This is a genomic window from Pseudomonas sp. CFBP 13727 (genome assembly GCF_014841915.1).
In the GTDB taxonomy this organism is placed as follows: domain Bacteria; phylum Pseudomonadota; class Gammaproteobacteria; order Pseudomonadales; family Pseudomonadaceae; genus Aquipseudomonas; species Aquipseudomonas baltica.
Map to the genome: position 1 here is coordinate 293,801 of NZ_JACYUT010000006.1, position 17,500 is coordinate 311,300.

The following is a 17,500-nucleotide window of genomic DNA, read 5'->3' on the forward strand; positions in this document are numbered from 1 at the left end:
CCTACTGGAACAGACCAAGCTGGCCACCGATCAGCGTGTTGAAGTCGTCGTCGACGAACGGCAGGATCGCATCGGCAATGGGTTGCAGCTGCCGGGTCAGGTAATGGTCGTAGTCAATGGCTGAATCTCGTACTTCCAGAGGTTCGGGCCCCGCCACCGTCATGACGTAGCTGATCCAGCCGCCGCGCTGATACTGCAGGGGCCGCCCCGTAGAGCGGTTGTGTTCATCGGCGATGCGCGCCGCTCGAACGTGAGGCGGCACGTTACGCTGATAGTCGTGCAAGGGCCTGCGCAGTCGCTTGCGGTAGACCAGCAAATCGTCCAGCTCACCTGCCAGGGTTCGTTTCACGTAATCGCGAACATACGACTGATAACCCTGATAGTGGAAAATTCTCGAGTACAGCGACTTCTGGAACTCACGGGCCAGCGGCGACCAATCGGTGCGAACGCTTTCCAGTCCTTTGTAGACCATCTCGTCCTGGCCGTCGGCGCGTCTGACCAATCCTGCATAGCGCTTCTTGCTGCCTTCTTCCGCATTCCGGATGGTCGGCATCAGGAACCGCCGAAAATGGGTTTCGAACTGCAGTTCCAAAGCGCTGTTCAGTCCATATTCACGCTGAAGATGCTGCCCCCACCAAAGGTTGACCTCGGCCACCAGCTCCTTGCCGACGCGGCTGGCCTCGACTTCGTCGTGGGCGCTGTTGAGCCAGACGAACGTGGAGTCGGTGTCGCCGTAGATCACCTGGTAACCGCGTGCCTCGATCAGCTCGCGGGTACGGCGCATGATCTCGTGGCCGCGCAGGGTGATCGACGACGCCAGGCGTGTGTCGAAAAAGCGACAGCCACTGGACCCCAGAACACCGTAGAACGCGTTCATGATGATCTTCAGCGCCTGCGACAGCGGCGCGTTGCCCTGCGCCTTGGCCGTCTCGCGCCCCTTCCAGACGCTGGCGACAATGGCGGGCAGGCAATGCCGCGTACGTGAAAAGCGCGCGCCGCGAAAGCCTGGAACCGAGTGTTGATCGTCTGGGTTGGCCAGACCTTCCGCCAGACCTACCGGGTCGATCAGGAACGTGCGAATGATCGATGGATACAGGCTCTTGTAGTCCAGCACCAGCACCGACTCGTACAGGCCGGGCCGTGACTCCATGACGAAACCGCCTGGGCTGGCCTCGGGTGGGCGTTGGCCGATATTGGGCGCTACGAACCCCTGGCGATGCATCGCCGGCAGATACAGATGGGTGAAGGCGGCGATCGAGCCACCGCTGCGGTCCGCTGGCAAGCCGGTGACGCTGGCGCGTTCGAGCAGGAAGGTGAGCAGTTGCGTCTTGGCGAAGATCCGCGTGACCAGCACGCAATCCTTGATGTTGTAGCGCGCCAGGGCCGGTTTGTCCCCGGCGAACATGCGGTTTATTTCGTCCATGCGCTGGTACGGCGTGGAAATGTCCTTGCCCTCGCCCAACAGCGTCCGCGATACGTTTTCGAGACTGAACGAGGGAAAGGTCCAGGTCGCCGAACGCAGCGCTTCGACCCCGTCGATGATCAGCCGGCCCGGCGCGCCGGCGAAATAGTGGTCGCCGCCACTGCCGTGTTCGCGCCAGGTCATCTCTGCGCCACCGCGGCCCAGCAACAGGGGTACATTGAGGCGTCTGGCGTGTTCGTGCAGGACGCGCAAGTCGAACTGCACGACGTTCCAGCCGATGATCACGTCCGGGTCGTGTTCGGCGAACCAGGCATTCAGGCTTTGCAGCAGTTCCACCCGGCTCTGCCGGTAATGCAGGGCAAAATCCAGCGTGCGCGCATCGCCATTGGGCGGTCCCAACATGAACACATCACGTTGGCCACAGCCTTCGATGCCGATGCAGTACAACTCACCCTGGGCGGTGGTTTCTATGTCCAGCGACGCCAGCCGTAGCTGTGGACGGTAGGCCGACGCCGGCTTGAGCCTGGCCTCGTGGTATTGGCCATCGGCCCGCAAGTGGCCATCGAAGACCACGGCTGCCGTAATGAAGCGCTCCATCAGGTAGCGCTCCGGCGGACGAATGTCAGCCTCGTACACTGCTATGCCGGCTTGCCTGAGCATGGTTTCCAGACGTTGCAACTGGCCGTACTGCCGGCAATACAGGCCTGAGACAGGTTGCTGGTCGAAATCGCGCAGCGCCAGCGGTTTGAGCTCCACACCGGCCTCGCCTTCGAGCAGACGCCGCGCGTGTTCCTGCTGCAGTGTGGGCAGGAAGGCGACCGAAGGCTGGAGCGGCAGACGTACCAGCCGCGGCCCGGCATCGGTCGCCAGCCACAGTTCGACCTGGGTGCCTTCGGCGGTGTCGCGCCAATGTCGCGTCAGGATGAAACCCTGTTGTGGGGTCACGGCGGCGGGCCTTTAACGAGGAAATTAGGCGCGGCGACTGCAGGCCGAGCTCATACGAGGCAACATCATAAACTGTACATCCATACACATAAAGCTTGCCTGTCTTGATACGTCTGGCATGCTACGGCTCTGCACGGCTTCTTCATCAAGGTACCTATGCGGCTGTTTCTCTGCGAAAAACCTTCCCAGGCAAAAGACATCGCCAAGGTGCTGGGCGCCACGCGCCGCGGTGATGGCTGTTGGATCGGCAATGCCGTCACGGTGACCTGGTGCATCGGGCACCTGCTGGAAACCGCGCCGCCCGACGCCTACGACGCGCGCTACAAGCGCTGGGTGCTGGCCGATCTGCCGATCATTCCGCAGCAATGGAAAATGCAGGTGAAACGCAAGACGGCCAGCCAGTTCAAGGCGGTCAAGCGCTTGTTGAGTGAAGCCCAGGCGCTGGTGATCGCAACGGACGCCGACCGCGAAGGCGAAATGATCGCCCGCGAGCTCGTCGATCACTGTCGCTACCGCGGTCCGGTGCAGCGGCTGTGGCTGTCGGCCCTGGACGACGCCTCGATTCGCAAGGCGCTAGCGGCTCTCAAGCCGGGCGCCGAGACGTTCTCCCTGTATCACAGCGCCCTGGGGCGCTCGCGGGCCGACTGGTTGATCGGCATGAACATGAGCCGGCTGTTCACCCTGCTCGGCCGTCAGGCGGGGTACCAGGGCGTGTTGCCCGTGGGGCGGGTACAAACCCCGACCCTGCGCCTGGTGGTGGACCGCGACCGAAGCATCGCCGATTTCGTCCCCGCCGCCTATTGGGCCATCGATGTGCAACTGCTCGGCGAACAGACCGAGTTCACGGCGCAGTGGATACCGCCAGCGGACAGTTGCGACGATCAAGGACGCTGCCTCAACCAGGCGCTGGCGCAGCAGGCCGCTGCAGCGCTCAGCCAGGCAAGCCACGCAACGCTGCGCAAACTGCGTACCGAGCGCGTCAAGGAGGCCGCCCCCCTGCCCTTCGACCTGGGCACCTTGCAGGAGGTCTGCTCGAAAAAGCTCGGGCTGGGGGCACAGGAAACCCTGGACGTGGCGCAGGCACTGTATGAAACCCACAAGGTCATCACCTATCCACGCAGCGACTGCGGCTACCTGCCGGTCAGCCAGCACGGTGATGCCAGGGCGATCATTGCAGCCCTGGGCCGCGCCGACCCCGGGCTGGCAGCGTTGCTCCCCCACCTCGATGCGCAGCGGCGCTCACGCGCCTGGAACGACGCCAAGGTCGGCGCACACCACGGCATCATTCCAACTACCGTCGCCGCTACGTTCGACAAACTGCAGGGCAAGTACCGCGCGGTTTATACCCTGATCCGCGCCCGCTACCTGGCGCAGTTTCTGCCCAATCACGAATACGACCGCACCCAGGCCGACTTCGACTGCAGCGGTCAGGCGTTGCGCGCGGTCGGCAAGCAGGTGGTCGAACCCGGCTGGAAGCGCGCCATACCGCAGGCGCTCGGCGCTGCCAAGGGTCGCGAAGCGCCGGCTCCGCAGCCATTGCCGCGGCTGATCGAGGGCCAGCGCTGCGTGGTACGCGACGTGAAGCTCAAGGACCTGTGGACCCAACCCCCGAAACCCTTCACGGAAGGTGATTTGATCAAGGCGATGAAAAACGTCGCCAAGCTGGTCGAAGACCCGCGCCTGAAGCAGAAACTCAAGGACACCACCGGGATCGGCACCGAGGCCACCCGCGCCGGCATCATCCAGGGCCTGCTGGATCGCGGCTACCTGACCAAGCAGGGCAAGGCACTGGCGGCGGCACCCGCCGCCTTCAGTCTGATCGACGCGGTACCTCGAGCCATCGCCGACCCGGGCACCACTGCCATCTGGGAGCAAGCGCTGGACATGGTGCAGAGCGGTGAGATGTCGCTGGAAACCTTCGTCGCCAAACAATCGGCCTGGATGAGCAAGCTGGTGGAGCGTTGCGCCGGGTTGCGCATGGTCATCAGCGGTCCTGCGCCAAAAGGCGCGACGCCGTGGAAAAACAAGCGCAAGCGCAAGTCTTCAAAGGCAGCCTGACCTGCAATCCGTCGCCTTAAGCCTGAAGGTGCACGGCTTGCTTTGTGAAACGGCGCAACTAACGGTACGCTGCGCCGATCATTTCCTGCCAGGCACTACCCTTGATTGCGCTGCATGACATCGCTGTAACCAGCGACATCGACTCCTCCATCAGCTGTGACCGCTGCGCCGCCAAGTGCTGTCGCCTGGAAGTCATGCTGATCACCGACACCGGCGTACCGGAGCGCTTCATTGAAGTGGACGAATGGGGTTCGGAAACCATGTCGCGCCTGGACGATGGATGGTGTGCCGCATTGGACCGACGCTCCATGAGCTGCAGTATCTACCTGAATCGCCCGTTGATCTGTCGCGAGTTCGACATGGGCGGGCCGGACTGCCAAGAAGAGCGCATGCGCCCTTAGGCAGCCCGGTTCCGGGTCATATCACCTTGACCGCACGACCGATGAACTGGATGGGGCCGGTTGGCCTGCCCGTCGTCGAGCCTGACTTGGGCTCCAGGGTCAGCTCGAACAACTGGTTGTTCTCCAGCGGCGGAAGCTTGTCCAGGGCTACGTGTACGCTCTGCCCCGGTTCCACCAGACCCAGCGAGACAGGACCTTGCCAGCTGTCGGCCTTGGTCCAGAACTGCAGGGCGCGGTCCGCCGGCACCGCCGTATCGTTCAACGGAATCAGCTGGACCTCCCTCGAGTCACTGGCCTGCACCACCCAACCTGGCGCCTTGTCCTGAGGCGCGATGAGCACGACGACATAGGCTGGACCCGGCACCGGCGCGCGAACGTTGAACAACAACGCGCCCAGCACCAGCGTTGCCGCCAGCCCGGCGCCCGCCAACCCGCGCCAGACACCCAGGCGATTCCACCAGATCGGGATGGGCTGCGCGCCTGCGCTGTCGAGGCTGCGCTGGATCCGTGGCCACAGCGTCGCCGGCGTCTGCACAGGCGTGACGCGTTCAGCCAGTGGCAACAGGCGCGCTTCCCATGCATCGACCGCCGCGCGCAGTTCCAGGTCAGTGGGCAATCGCCGTTCGACTTCTGCCCGCCGCTCTGCATCGAGCGTTCCCAGCACATACTCGCTGGCCAGTTCTTCAGTATTCATGGGCTCTACCGTCTCGCTTCGTTCGCTCATCCCATGCACTCACGCAGTGATGCCAGGCTGCGCTTGATCCACGCCTTGACCGTGCCCAGCGGCGTTTCCAGCCGCTGGGCGATCTCGGCATGGGTGTAGCCATCCAGATAAGCGTGGTACAGGCACTGGCGTCGCTGCGGCTCCAGTTGCTCCAGGCACCCGTCGATCCGCGCACTGCCCAGTGCCTCATCTGCGGCTTCGTCGGTGAACAACGACTGCAGATCGTCCTCGTTCAGCCCGCGCAACCGCGCGTTGCTGCGAATGTGGTTGAGCGCAAGGTGCCGGGTGATGGTGAACATCCACCCCCGCGCCGAACCTCGCTGCGCGTCGAAACTGGCGGCTTGCGTCCAGATCCGCAGGAACGCATCGTGGACGACATCTTCGGCCAACGCTCGATCGCCGACAATGCGCAGAGCCACGGCCAACAGGCGCCCGCCTTCGCGCTGATACAAGCCGTGCAGTGCCTGGCGATCGCCACGGGCACAGTTTTGCAGGGCAACTTCGTAATCGAATGGATTTTCCGGCAAGGACAAGAAAGACCGCCATGGCAAGTGGGAGAATGAAGCTCGCTCGGCAGTGTAGACCAGGCGCGCGGACTTGCCGTTCCGCGCGCCGTGTCTATACGACTTTTACTTGGCGGACCAGAAAATGTAGTCGGCCTGGTATTTGACGATTTCTTTCTGACCCTTCTGCGCGGTGGTACACGCGCTGGTCGGGGCAACGCCGCCCTTGAGTGCGGTGCGCTGGATGTAGGTCACGCCCTGCATGGCGCCCTTGCCTTCGACCGGGTTGGCTTTGACCAACTGGTAAGGCAGATTGCCGTCACCGGCCGGTGCGACAGCAACCTGAGTGCCGGTCACCTTGGAGCCGTCTGCCGACTGCCAGGTGGCGGGCGGACCGAAATAGGTGCCTACTTGCTTGCCGGAGCGATCATTGAGAACGGCCTTGGGACCAACGAACGTCCACTCTGTCTGGCCAGCGGCATTGGCCTTGTCACGGCATTCATAAGTGATTTCGCCCATGCCGACGGTTTCCATCGCGACCTTGTTGCCAGCCGGAACCTGAACCGGAGCTGGCAGATCCATCTGCGCGTGGGCAGTGGTGGCCAGGGCGAAGGTGGCGGCAAAGAGGACGTTGGCCAGGCAGAAACGGTGTGTGCTGTTCATGTCGTAAGCTCCATAAGAGTGATCGAACCGGCAGCGCCTTGTGTAGCTGCTGTAGGTACTACTCATCAGCGGGGCATTTGGATGCAGTTAAAAAAAGATTTTTCCTACAACGCCCATTCACATGCAGCGCAACCCCTGTCGCTTATTCGGGTCCATGCTTAAGCCCGCAGCAATTTCCAGAGAGACCTATGCCTTCCAACACCGCCACCAACGACAGCTGGCCACAGCGTTTTCGCGACAAACCCTGGTTATGGACCCTCACCGGCCTGCTTCTGGCCGTCAGTGCGGTGGTGGTGGTATGGAGCATCGTCAATGCTCTGCTGCACGCCGACCGTCAACATGCCTGGTATGCACTGCTGGGCGGCACCGGTGGCTTTGCAGCGACTGCCCTGGGCGCATTGATCGCCCTGGCACTCAGGGAAATATCCTCCAAAGTACAGGATGTGATGCTCGGCTTTGCTGGCGGCATGATGCTGGCAGCGAGCACCTTCTCGCTGTTGCTGCCAGGCCTGGCAGCCGCCAATACCCACACCGACAGCTCTGCGGTCGCCGCCTTGGTGGTGATCCTCGGCCTGGGGCTTGGCGTGGGCTTGATGCTGGCACTGGACAAGGTCATTCCCCACGAACATGAAAACGCCGGCAGGCACGGCCCCAATTCCGAACGAATCCACCGGGTGTGGCTGTTCGTGTTGGCCATCACTCTGCACAACCTGCCTGAAGGCATGGCCATCGGTGTCAGCCTGTCCGACGGCAACCTTGCAGTCGGCATTCCGCTGACCAGCGCGATTCTGTTGCAGGACATTCCCGAAGGCCTGGCGGTGGCCATGTCATTGCGGGCGACGGGACTCAGCGCGGGCAAGGCTGCCTTGGTGGCGATGGGCTCCGGTCTGATGGAACCGCTGGGCGCGATGGTTGGCCTCGGACTGTCGAGCGGCTTCGCGTTGTCCTACCCGATCAGCATGGGACTGGCTGCAGGCGCCATGATTTTCGTGGTGTCTCACGAAGTGATTCCGGAGACCCACCGCAATGGTCACCAGACACCGGCAACGCTGGGCCTGATGCTGGGGTTCGCGGTAATGATGTTCATGGATACCGCGTTAGGTTGACGACTGGCTGCCCTGGACCAGCCTTTGCGCTATCTGGGGCAGAACCTGCTCGCACGGCTGCGTGACCTTGATGCTGAGCAGTCCATCGGCGCGAGTGCGGCCCATGTTGATCGCCAGCAGGCGTTTGCCTTGGCGAGACATCTCCTGACACAGGCGAAAGCTCGAATAGGCCATCAGTGATGTGCCGACGATCAGCATGCCAGGCGCCGCTTCCACTGCCTTCCACGCGGCCCGAGCCTGCTCCGGTTCGACGCCTCCGCCAAAGAACACCACGTCAGGCTTGAGCAGATCGCTGCCACAGCAAGGACAATGGGGCATGCGGAATGCCTCGAGAAAGCGCGCTGCCAGTTGTGCATCACCATCAGGCGCGAGTACCGCATGCACGTCCTGCAGGTAAGGATTCTGCTCTTCGAGCAGCAACTGCACATCGTCGCGCCGCAGTCGCATGCCGCAATCCAGACAGACCACTCGGTGCAGGTTGCCATGGAGTTCGACCACGTTGCGGCTGCCAGCCACATCGTGCAGCCCGTCGACATTCTGGGTGATCACCCCGCTGATCAGGCCCTGCCCCTGCAGTGCTGCCAGCGCCTGGTGGGCCGGGTTGGGCGTGGCCTGGTGCACACCACGCCAGCCCACCATCGCCCGGGCCCAGTAGCGCTTGCGCGTGGCGGGGCTGGCGATGAAATCCTGATGCATGATCGGTGCGCTGCCCCGCCTGACCCCGTCGCTATCGCGATAATCGGGAATGCCGGACGCGGTGCTGATGCCTGCCCCGGTCAGTACCAGATAAGGCGCCTGCGCCATCTGCTGGTAAAGGTCATCGGCGAGTTCGACCATGGCTGCAATTACCTCGAGTTAGCGGGAGGCCACACGGCCGAGCAAAAGCGCAGGTTCAGGATTGCGAGGGGGTAGCCTGGTCCATCAGCTCGTCAACCGCCTTGGCGCACTGGACGCGATAGTCGGCAGGCAGCAGGCACAACTGCGGGCTACCCAGCAGCCTGAGCTTCGCCGCTTCGGCAACCGCTTGCATGTCGACCCCGCGCAACGAAAATTCCTCGAGCAACGCCTGCATCGCATGGTGACGCTGATCCGGACTGGACGTTGAAATCGACATATTTTTTTCCACGATAAAGTGCCCATGTGAAATGCACTGCTTGAAATGACAATGACTGCCGGGGCCGGCGAAATACTTCGCTGTGGCGATGGACGGTCGCCGGACCTTGAACGGTTCGGCGCTGGCAATCACGCGCGGGGCCCCGCAATCGCTTAGAATGCCCGCCTGCAATACCCGTCGATTTCCGGAGCCTTACATGATCGCAGCCCCTACAACCGCGCTTTGCATCTACCACGGAAACTGTGCCGACGGCTTCGGCGCAGCCTGGGTAGTGCGCAAGGCGCTCGGGCCCGATGTCGAATTTCATGCCGCAGGACACGGCCAGCCGCCACCCGATGTCACCGGCAGGCATGTGTTCATCGTCGACTTCGCCTACGATTACCAGACGCTCATGGCGATGGCCGCCCAAGCCCTTTCGATCCTCGTGCTCGATCACCACAAGACCGCCCAGGCCGACCTGCTCCAGGTGCCGCCGGCCGCAGCCTTTGGTGAACAGGCAGAAGGCGGCAACGTGCATGCGCTGTTCGACATGAGCCGCTCGGGTGCTGGCCTGGCCTGGGACTACTTCTTCGCCGGCCAGCCGCGCCCTGCCCTGATCGACCATATCGAGGACCGCGACTTGTGGCGGTTCAACCTGCCGGGCACGCGCGAAGTGCTGTCCAATCTGTTCAGTTATCCGCAGGAGTTTGCCGTGTGGGATGCGCTGCTGGCTGCGCCCGTCGAGACGCTGTTGGCGGACGGCATTGCGATCGAACGGCAGCGACAGAAAACCGTGGCCGATCTGCTGCGCGCCACCGCGCGGCGAATGTCGATCGGCGGTCACGACGTGCCGGTGGCCAACATACCCTCACTGTTCGCCAGCGATGCCGGCAACATCATGACCCAGGGCGAGCCGTTTGCCGCGTGCTACTCGGATGGCCCCAAGGGTCGCTCGTTTTCGTTGCGCAGCACCGATGAAGGCATGGACGTGTCGGAAGTCGCCAAACAGTTCGGCGGTGGCGGTCATCGCAATGCGTCGGGCTTCCGCGTACCGTACGGCCACGAATTGACGCGCTAGGCGCAGGTGGAATGACCACCGACAACCCCTATTTTGCTGGAGAGCGTCACATGCCGCAGGAACGACTGGATCTACTGAAACTGCCCAAGGACGTACGAGGCTCGGTCAATGGCCTGGTCCGCGCGTTGAATGCCGCCAGCACCAAAGCGGATGTAGAGCGCGAAGGCGCGCTTGAAATTGCCCTGATCCTGGGACTCGAACAGTCGCGCAAACTCAAGCCGGCCGATATCGAGGCGCTGTACATGATTTTCGACGACGCCAAGGAGGCACGCCTGCAGGCGTTGCAGAAGTGACCGTTCAGGTTGCCGTTCAAGCCGCCGCGCTGCCTTCGAAAGGAGCCTGCCGCAGGCAGTTGCGCCCGGCGTTCTTGGCGGCATACAGGGCCTTGTCGGCAGCACCTATCAGGTTGTGCGCCGTGACGTAGGGCGCGATGCCCATCGCTATTCCCACGCTGATGGTCACGCGTGCCCCGGCGCCCAGAGCGGGATGGGCAAGCCCCAGGTCCGCGACCGCCGTGCACAGGTCCTGCCCCAACTGCCTGGCCTGCTGGCTATCGGCCCCCACCAGCAACACCAGCATCTCCTCGCCACCGAAACGGAACGGCATGGCATTGGATTGCCGGGACAACTCCTTGATGGTTGCACTGACCTGCTTGAGACAGCTGTCCCCTTGCAGGTGGCCATAGCTGTCGTTGTAGAGCTTGAAGTGATCGATGTCGATGAGGATCGCCGTCACGCAGGTCGCTTCGGTCCCTGCTGCCTGCCACAGCTGGGCGGTGACATCGCCCTGGTGCCGACGGTTGAACAGTTGAGTCAGTGGGTCGGTGCGGGCCATTTCGGTCAGTTGCACTTCCAGCAGGCGCCCGCGCAAGGCAAACAGATAGCTGAGTCGGCTCGCACGCTCGAGGAAATACGAAGCCATCAGCAACAGCACCACCGTTGAGCCGTACAAGAAGGCATTGGCGCGCCACGTCACCGGGTCCATGAATCCCGCGATGTGAGTGGTCAGCAACTGGATGCCGAGCATGCTGGCCATGGCAGCCACCGCGAAGCGAAACGGTAACTGTTGAATCATCGTGCAATACACCATCAGCAACAGCATGCCTAACTGATAGTGCAGGCGATAGGGACTGTCGCTGTAGATCATCACCACCAGCGGCATCAACGAGGACAATACCGTGGCCAGCGCCGACACCGTCTCCAGCGCTCGACGCGAGGTCAGGCGTTGGGCCAGCAGCAGGATGGCAATGATCATTGGGGTGATCAGCAGCAGGCGCCCTACAGCCACATAGGCGAACACATCTTCGAGGGCCAACCAGTCGCTGATCAGGAACAGGTTGTAGATCACTGCACCGCAGATACCGGTGGACGTCAGGAACTGCAGGCGCTGGCGCTGGGTATCGGCCTCGTAGCGACGCTCCAGTTCACGGTCGAACGTCAGACCACCCACGCCGCTTGCGATGGCCTCTTCGACCAGTGCCATGGTGTGCGGTTCGGGGGAATGAGCCGGTTGAGCTTGAACGGCTTGCATGGGGCACCGGAAAATATGATTCAGAATTTTACTAGACTACCCCATGATATCTTAGTGCCATTATTGTGGGGCATTAGTTTGGCGCCAATGGAATGAACGGTCGTCGGGTTGCACCAGCGGTCGGGCGTGTGCGGTCTTTCACTGCGTCCGCTGTTCTGGTCAGGGATCAGTTTTCCTGGATGTGCCGGCGAAGAGCCGAAGATTCAAATCGCAGGTTTCAAACTGCGGGTCATCAGATGATAATGCGAGACTTTATCATCTGATGCTCCACGAGATCCTGCATGCACTTTTCGCACACCGGCCCAGGCTTGGAAAGACTCTATCAGGATCACCATTCCTGGCTCCGGGCGTGGTTGTATGGCCGATTGCGCAATACCGCCGACGCCGCCGACCTGGCGCAGGATACCTTCGTGCGCTTGCTACAGCGTCGTACCGTGCAAACCATGGAGCAGCCGCGTGCCTACCTGCGAACGGTGGCCCGGGGTCTGGTCATCGACCTGTGGCGGCGTCGGGATATCGAAAGGGCCTGGCTGGAAACGCTGGCGGAACTGCCCTGCGAACAGGCCCCCTCTCCTGAAACGGGACTTCTGGTGATCGAGGCGCTGGTGGCCATCGACTGCCTGCTGGACAGCCTGCGCCCCATCGTGCGCCGGGCTTTCCTGCTCGCCCAGCTCGAAGGATTGAAGTGTCCCGCCATCGCCAGGGAGCTTGGGGTATCCGTGCCAAGCGTGGAGCGTTACCTCGCCCAGGCACTGCGCGCTTGCTACACCGCAACCTTCGCGCAGGAAACGCAGTGAGCACGCCATGTACCCTGGTGTCGCCGCAGATACTCGACGCGGCCATCGACTGGTCGCTCAAGATCAGCTTCAACACAGCCGACGCGGCAACCTGCGACGCCTTCCAGCACTGGCTGGCGGCCGATGCCCGGCATGCCCTGGCCTGGCAACGCCTGCAAGGCCTGAATGAGCCCTTTGCGCGGCTGCCCGCCAGTGCCGCGATGAGCGCCCTGAACCGACTCCCCACCGGACGCCTGCAGCGGCGGCAACTGCTCAAGCTGCTGGTGCTGGGTTCAGGCACCGCCGCGATTGGCTGTGGCACCCAACGGTACGGGCCCTGGCAACGCCTGCTCGCCGACTACAGCACCCGCACGGGGGAATTCCGTCGCTGGACACTTCCCAGTGGCACCTTGCTCGAACTCAACACCGACAGCGCGGTGAAAGCCGACCTCGAAGGCGTGCAACGCGTCACCCTGTTGCGCGGCGAGCTGGGTGTGACAACAGCCGGCAGTGGTCTGCCCCTGCAGCTGACAACGCCGCACTGCCGGGTGGATGCGCTTCATGCACGCTTCGAAGCCAGGCTGTTCGGGGACCGCACGTGCCTGACAATCGCCGAGGGCACCGTCAAGCTGGAGGCGAGTGCCGGGCACGCAGCGCTCGAGATGCACGCAGGAGAGCAGTGGCTCGTCAGTCACTCAGCGCTGCGGCGCACACCCGGGCCTGCCCCCGACCACGGTGCCTGGCGCAACGGCATGCTGATCGTTCGAAACCTGCCATTGGCTCAGATGCTCGGCGAGCTGTCACGCTACCGGGCCGGTTACCTGAACTGGGAACAACGCATTGCCGCGCTGCCGGTCAGCGGTAACTTCAGTACCTTGCACCCCGATCAGTCGGTGGCGCTGATCGCCCGCGCCCATGGCCTGCACGTACGAACGATTACTCGCTATTGGTCCCACGTCGGCTCGGCTGCGTGAAAAACCGTGGTGCAGTGATGGGATTTCGAGTCTGGGACGGCATAGCTCAGTGAATGCCTCACTCAATCCGTTCGAGATCCTCAAAGTGACCCAGCGCCCCTCGCCTCGCCTCCACCCTCACCTGTTAGGTCGAACCGTCTTTCCTGCCGTGATCTGCTGGAGCCTTGCCGGTATCGCCGCCTCTGCGGTGCAGGCAGCCGACCTGCAACAGATCGATATCCAGCCGGGCAGCCTGGACAGCGCCCTGACCGAGCTCAGCCGCAGCACCGGTGTGACCATCGTGTTCGATCCGCAACTGCTGGACAGCAAGCGCAGCCCAGGATTGCACGGTCGATTCAGTACCGACCAGGCCTTGGATGAGCTGCTGGGCGCCAGCGGAATCGGCGCCGTGAAACAGGGCGATGGTTTCGTCCTGATTGCCCTGACGACCGCCGGTGTCGGGCTCGACCTGGCGCCCACCCAGATCACCGGCAACCAACTGGGCAATATCACCGAAGGCACCGGCTCCTACACACCCGGCCTGATCGCCACGGCCACCCGGCTGGTACTGAGCCCCAGGCAGACACCGCAGTCGGTCACCGTCGTCACCCGTCAGCACATGGATGACTTCGCGCTGGACAATGTCGACGACGTGATGCGGCACACCCCAGGCATTACCGTCTCGGCCTATGACAGTGATCGCTCCAACTACTACGCTCGCGGTTTCTCGATCAACAACTTTCAGTACGATGGCATTCCATCTGCGGTACGCAATGTCGGCTATTCGGCCGGTAACTCGCTCAGCGACATGGCGGTCTACGACCGCATCGAAGTGCTCAAGGGGTCACCCGGCCTGCTTGTGGGTGCAGGCTCGCTGGGTGCCACGATCAACCTGATCCGCAAGAAGCCCACCACCGATTTCCAGGGGCATCTGAGCCTGGGCGCAGGCTCATGGGACAACTACCGCAGCGAAGTCGACGTCAGCGGATCGCTGACGTCGACCGGCAACGTACGCGGGCGTGCCGTGGCGGCCTATCAGGACAAGAATTCCTTCATGGACCGCTACGGCAGCCAGGCCGAGGTGTACTACGGCATTCTGGAGTTCGATCTTTCCCCGGACACGTTGCTGACCATGGGCGGCGACTACCAGAACAATGATCCGCGCGGCTCGACCTGGTCTGGCAGTTTTCCTTTGCTCAACGCCGCCGGCGAGCGCAACGACGTCAAGCGCTCCTTCAGCAACGCAGCCGACTGGAGCAGCTGGAAGCAATACACGCGCACGGTATTCGCGACGCTGGAGCACCAGTTCGGTGATGGTTGGGTAACCAAGTTGCAACTGGACCACAAGATCAACGGCTATGACGCACAACTGGGCTCGATCCAGGGCGATACCCCAGCCGTCGACGGCACGGCCCGGCTCAATGGCCAGCGCTACCGTGGCGAAACCAGCAGCGATTCAGCCGATGCCTATGTCAGCGGTCCTTTCCAGCTCCTGGGCCGCGAACACGAGGTGGTACTCGGCGGTTCGATCAGCAAGGCGCATTGGGATGGCAAGGGCTTCTGGGACGTGACCTATCCCAACGGCAACCAGCTCGACTTCTTCAACTGGCACGGCAACGTCGACAAACCGGCCTGGGGTACCGCGCAGCAGATCAGCGACGATGTCGTTCGGCAGACCGGCGTCTACCTGACCACGCGCTTGAACGCGACCGACGATCTGCATTTCATTCTCGGCGGGCGCCTGGTCAACTACACCGTGACAGGCAATACCGACACCTATCGCGAAAGCGGCCGGCTGATCCCCTATGCCGGCACGGTCTACGACCTGAACGAGCAGTTGTCGGTGTATGCCAGCTACACCGACATCTTCATTGCACAGGATTCCTACAACCTGGATCGAAACCGCAAGTTGCTCGAGCCCGATGAAGGCGAGAACTACGAAGTGGGCATCAAGGGCGAGTTTTTCGAAGGCCGGCTGAATGCCAGCCTGGCCTACTTTCAAGTCAAGGAAAGCAATCGGTCAGTGCCCGATGACGACTACAACAACCTCACCCCAACGCCTTCCAACTACGCGTTCAAGGGTACCGATGCGCAAACCAAGGGCTTTGAACTCGAAGTCTCCGGGGAGCTGGCGCAAGGTTGGCAGATGCAGGCCGGTTTTACCCATAAAGTGGTACGCGACGACAGCGGCGTGAAAATCTCGACGTTCGAGCCGGAAAACCAGTTCACCTTGTTCACTACCTACAATCTGCCCGGTACGCTCGACCAGTGGACAGTGGGCGGCGGTGGACGCTGGCAGAGCAAGGCGTGGCAAGAGATCTGGAATTCGCCGCGCGATACCTACGAAACCTTCGCCCAGAAGCAATACTGGGTGGTGGACCTCATGGCCAAGTACCAGATCACCCCGACGTTATCGACCACGGTCAACCTCAACAACCTGTTCGACAAGTACTACTACACCAACATCGGCTTCTATAACTCGGCCGTCTATGGCGAGCCCAGGAACGTGATGATCACCACCCGATGGGACTTCTGACGACAGCCCACGCCGTTCTGACTGCACGGGCTGTCCGATGAACTGTCAGGCAGCTCGACGCCTACGCATGGCGCCTGTGATCAGCATGACGATGCCGGGCACGAGCAGCCCGATTGCTGTCCATCCGAACGCTTCCTGACCCGATGCGCCAAGCGCGGCAAAGACGCAACCGACTGCAAGCAAAGGGACAGCGGCGATGTAGAAAGGCTTGTTGGCATTCTTGCCCATAACGGATCCTCCTGATTTCTTTCCATTGAAGCACATAGCTTTGCCAGCTTGAAGCGAGGGCGCATCCTGCGCGCCGCAACAAGTCACACAGCGCTGAGCGTGCCCACGCTCAGAAGCCCGATGACGCCCAGGCCAAGCGCGATGCGGTAGTACACAAATGGCATGTAGCTCTTGGTCGAAACCAATTTCAGGAAGACCACGATCACCCCGTAGCCGACGACGAACGCAATGATCGTTGCCAGCAATGTTGGGCCGCCGGAGAAAGTGCTGGATTCACCCCAGTTGCGGTACAGCTGGTAGAAGCCCGATGCGATCACCGCCGGCACCGCCAGCAGGAATGAATAACGCGCTGCAGCCTCACGCGTGTAGCCCATTATCAGCCCGGCGGTGATGGTGCCGCCTGAGCGTGATACGCCCGGAATCAGGGCCAGCGCCTGAGCAAAGCCGAAAACCAGGCCATGGGTCCAGGTCAGTTGATCGAGCTTGCGCTCCTTGCGCCCCATTTTATCCGCTGCGGCCAAGATCAGCGCGAACACGATGAGCATGGTTGCCGTGAGGTAAAGATTGCGCAGGCTTCCTTCGATATAGTCCTTGAACAGCAGTCCAAGGATCGAGATCGGCAAGGTGCCGATGATGATCAGCCAGCCCATTCTGGCGTGCGGATGGCTGCGGTAAGAGGCGTCAGCCAGCGACTTGATCCAAGCCATGGCAATGCGCAGGATATCCTTGCGAAAGTACAGCAGCACTGCTGCTTCGGTACCCAGCTGGGTAATGGCAGTGAACGCAGCGCCTGGGTCACCGCCAGAGGGTAACAATGGCCCGATGATGCGCAAGTGCGCGCTGGAGGATACCGGCAAGAATTCGGTCAGTCCCTGGACCAACCCCAGAATAATGGCTTCCAGCCAGATACTTAATTCACTCACGCCTCAGCAGCTCCCAATTAGTTTTATCAGTCGGGCTGCCGTAAATGGCAACACACAGGATACGTCGGGAGTAACTGACCGCTGGATCGGATAAAGATTCTTGAGCGCCAGCAATGATTTGAATTCGATGCTTGAGGCTATGTCTCAGCCGCGCGAAATCGCCAAGAAGATCTACCGACGAGTCAACGCAATCGTGGAGCTGTCGAAGAATGGTCCTTGAACACATCCCCAGAAGTTCTGGAACACATGCCTTTTCGACCGCCCAAAGAAAAACCCCGCAGACGTTAATCTGCGGGGTTCTCGATGATGGAGGCCGAGGTCGGAATCGAACCGGCGTAGGCGGATTTGCAATCCGCAGCATAACCACTTTGCTACTCGGCCCCAAACGTGAAGCAAGAAACTGCTGCACGCAAACAAACTGGAGCGGGAAACGAGACTCGAACTCGCGACCCCGACCTTGGCAAGGTCGTGCTCTACCAACTGAGCTATTCCCGCATCGTGTTGACGGGCGCCATTCTATCTAATCGGCGACACCCGTCAAGCCCTTGATTCAAAAATAG

17 protein-coding genes and 2 tRNA genes are annotated in these 17,500 nt (G+C 61.8%); 8 read left to right on the forward strand and 11 right to left on the reverse strand.

Going from position 1 to position 17,500, the window contains the following annotated elements:
* Position 1 precedes the first annotated feature (1 nt).
* Complete coding sequence (locus IFT76_RS18995; RefSeq protein WP_192059805.1) at positions 2-2,368, reverse strand: DNA polymerase II; 2,367 nt, start codon at positions 2,366-2,368, stop codon at positions 2-4.
* A 156-nt stretch (positions 2,369-2,524) separates the two neighbouring features.
* On the opposite strand from IFT76_RS18995, the gene IFT76_RS19000 reads away from it, so the two are divergent.
* Both IFT76_RS19000 and IFT76_RS19005 read left to right on the forward strand, forming a co-directional pair.
* Positions 2,525-4,426 carry a DNA topoisomerase III gene (locus IFT76_RS19000; RefSeq protein ID WP_192059807.1) on the forward strand — a complete coding sequence of 634 codons (1,902 nt, stop codon included), beginning with the start codon at positions 2,525-2,527 and terminating at the stop codon, positions 4,424-4,426.
* Between the two features lie 110 nt (positions 4,427-4,536).
* Positions 4,537-4,827: a YkgJ family cysteine cluster protein gene (locus tag IFT76_RS19005; RefSeq protein WP_185794146.1), complete on the forward strand. Its 291-nt coding sequence runs from the start codon at positions 4,537-4,539 to the stop codon at positions 4,825-4,827.
* 16 nt (positions 4,828-4,843) lie between these two features.
* Here the strand turns inward: IFT76_RS19005 and IFT76_RS19010 are convergent, their stop codons facing one another.
* The 3 genes from IFT76_RS19010 to IFT76_RS19020 form a co-directional block, all read right to left on the reverse strand.
* Complete coding sequence (locus IFT76_RS19010) at positions 4,844-5,521, reverse strand: anti-sigma factor (protein ID WP_192059809.1); 678 nt, start codon at positions 5,519-5,521, stop codon at positions 4,844-4,846.
* A gap of 26 nt (positions 5,522-5,547) precedes the next feature.
* Positions 5,548-6,084 carry a sigma-70 family RNA polymerase sigma factor gene (locus IFT76_RS19015; protein WP_192059810.1) on the reverse strand — a complete coding sequence of 179 codons (537 nt, stop codon included), beginning with the start codon at positions 6,082-6,084 and terminating at the stop codon, positions 5,548-5,550.
* Positions 6,085-6,180: 96 nt separating this feature from the next.
* On the reverse strand, positions 6,181-6,717 hold the full coding sequence (locus IFT76_RS19020) for a DUF3455 domain-containing protein (RefSeq protein WP_185793126.1): 537 nt from the start codon (positions 6,715-6,717) through the stop codon (positions 6,181-6,183).
* A gap of 188 nt (positions 6,718-6,905) precedes the next feature.
* Between IFT76_RS19020 and IFT76_RS19025 the strand changes: the two genes are divergently transcribed.
* Complete coding sequence (locus IFT76_RS19025; RefSeq protein ID WP_185793125.1) at positions 6,906-7,823, forward strand: ZIP family metal transporter; 918 nt, start codon at positions 6,906-6,908, stop codon at positions 7,821-7,823.
* On the opposite strand, the gene IFT76_RS19030 is transcribed toward IFT76_RS19025, so the two are convergent.
* Positions 7,815-8,660, reverse strand: a complete 846-nt coding sequence (locus IFT76_RS19030; RefSeq protein ID WP_192055532.1) for an NAD-dependent protein deacetylase — start codon at positions 8,658-8,660, stop codon at positions 7,815-7,817. The two genes, IFT76_RS19025 and IFT76_RS19030, sit on opposite strands and share 9 nt — an antisense overlap.
* A 55-nt stretch (positions 8,661-8,715) precedes the next feature.
* Entirely contained in the window at positions 8,716-8,937 is a 222-nt protein-coding gene (locus tag IFT76_RS19035) for a hypothetical protein (protein ID WP_122477437.1), read from the reverse strand.
* A gap of 196 nt (positions 8,938-9,133) precedes the next feature.
* Between IFT76_RS19035 and IFT76_RS19040 the strand changes: the two genes are divergently transcribed.
* Entirely contained in the window at positions 9,134-9,994 is an 861-nt protein-coding gene (locus IFT76_RS19040) for a DHH family phosphoesterase (RefSeq protein ID WP_192059813.1), read from the forward strand.
* A 50-nt stretch (positions 9,995-10,044) separates the two neighbouring features.
* Positions 10,045-10,287, forward strand: a complete 243-nt coding sequence (locus IFT76_RS19045; protein WP_122477434.1) for a hypothetical protein — start codon at positions 10,045-10,047, stop codon at positions 10,285-10,287.
* 16 nt (positions 10,288-10,303) lie between these two features.
* On the opposite strand, the gene IFT76_RS19050 is transcribed toward IFT76_RS19045, so the two are convergent.
* Positions 10,304-11,524 (reverse strand): GGDEF domain-containing protein, encoded by a 1,221-nt coding sequence (locus tag IFT76_RS19050; protein WP_192059815.1) that lies wholly within the window; start codon positions 11,522-11,524, stop codon positions 10,304-10,306.
* Between the two features lie 281 nt (positions 11,525-11,805).
* On the opposite strand from IFT76_RS19050, the gene IFT76_RS19055 reads away from it, so the two are divergent.
* The 3 genes from IFT76_RS19055 to IFT76_RS19065 all read left to right on the forward strand — a co-directional run bounded on the left by IFT76_RS19055 (position 11,806) and on the right by IFT76_RS19065 (position 15,789).
* Positions 11,806-12,321, forward strand: a complete 516-nt coding sequence (locus IFT76_RS19055) for a sigma-70 family RNA polymerase sigma factor (protein WP_192059817.1) — start codon at positions 11,806-11,808, stop codon at positions 12,319-12,321.
* Positions 12,318-13,274, forward strand: a complete 957-nt coding sequence (locus IFT76_RS19060; protein WP_192059819.1) for a FecR domain-containing protein — start codon at positions 12,318-12,320, stop codon at positions 13,272-13,274. The genes IFT76_RS19055 and IFT76_RS19060 overlap by 4 nt, the downstream gene beginning before the upstream one ends.
* 85 nt (positions 13,275-13,359) lie before the next feature.
* Positions 13,360-15,789, forward strand: coding sequence for a TonB-dependent siderophore receptor (locus IFT76_RS19065; RefSeq protein ID WP_446731110.1), 2,430 nt, complete (start codon positions 13,360-13,362; stop codon positions 15,787-15,789).
* 45 nt (positions 15,790-15,834) lie between these two features.
* Here the strand turns inward: IFT76_RS19065 and IFT76_RS19070 are convergent, their stop codons facing one another.
* From IFT76_RS19070 to IFT76_RS19085, 4 genes are all read right to left on the reverse strand, one after another.
* Complete coding sequence (locus IFT76_RS19070; RefSeq protein WP_122477426.1) at positions 15,835-16,017, reverse strand: hypothetical protein; 183 nt, start codon at positions 16,015-16,017, stop codon at positions 15,835-15,837.
* A gap of 83 nt (positions 16,018-16,100) precedes the next feature.
* Positions 16,101-16,940 (reverse strand): undecaprenyl-diphosphate phosphatase, encoded by an 840-nt coding sequence (locus IFT76_RS19075; protein WP_342365585.1) that lies wholly within the window; start codon positions 16,938-16,940, stop codon positions 16,101-16,103.
* A gap of 307 nt (positions 16,941-17,247) precedes the next feature.
* Positions 17,248-17,321: transfer RNA gene (locus tag IFT76_RS19080), tRNA-Cys, on the reverse strand.
* Between the two features lie 38 nt (positions 17,322-17,359).
* Positions 17,360-17,435, reverse strand: a tRNA-Gly gene (locus IFT76_RS19085).
* Positions 17,436-17,500: the final 65 nt, after the last annotated feature.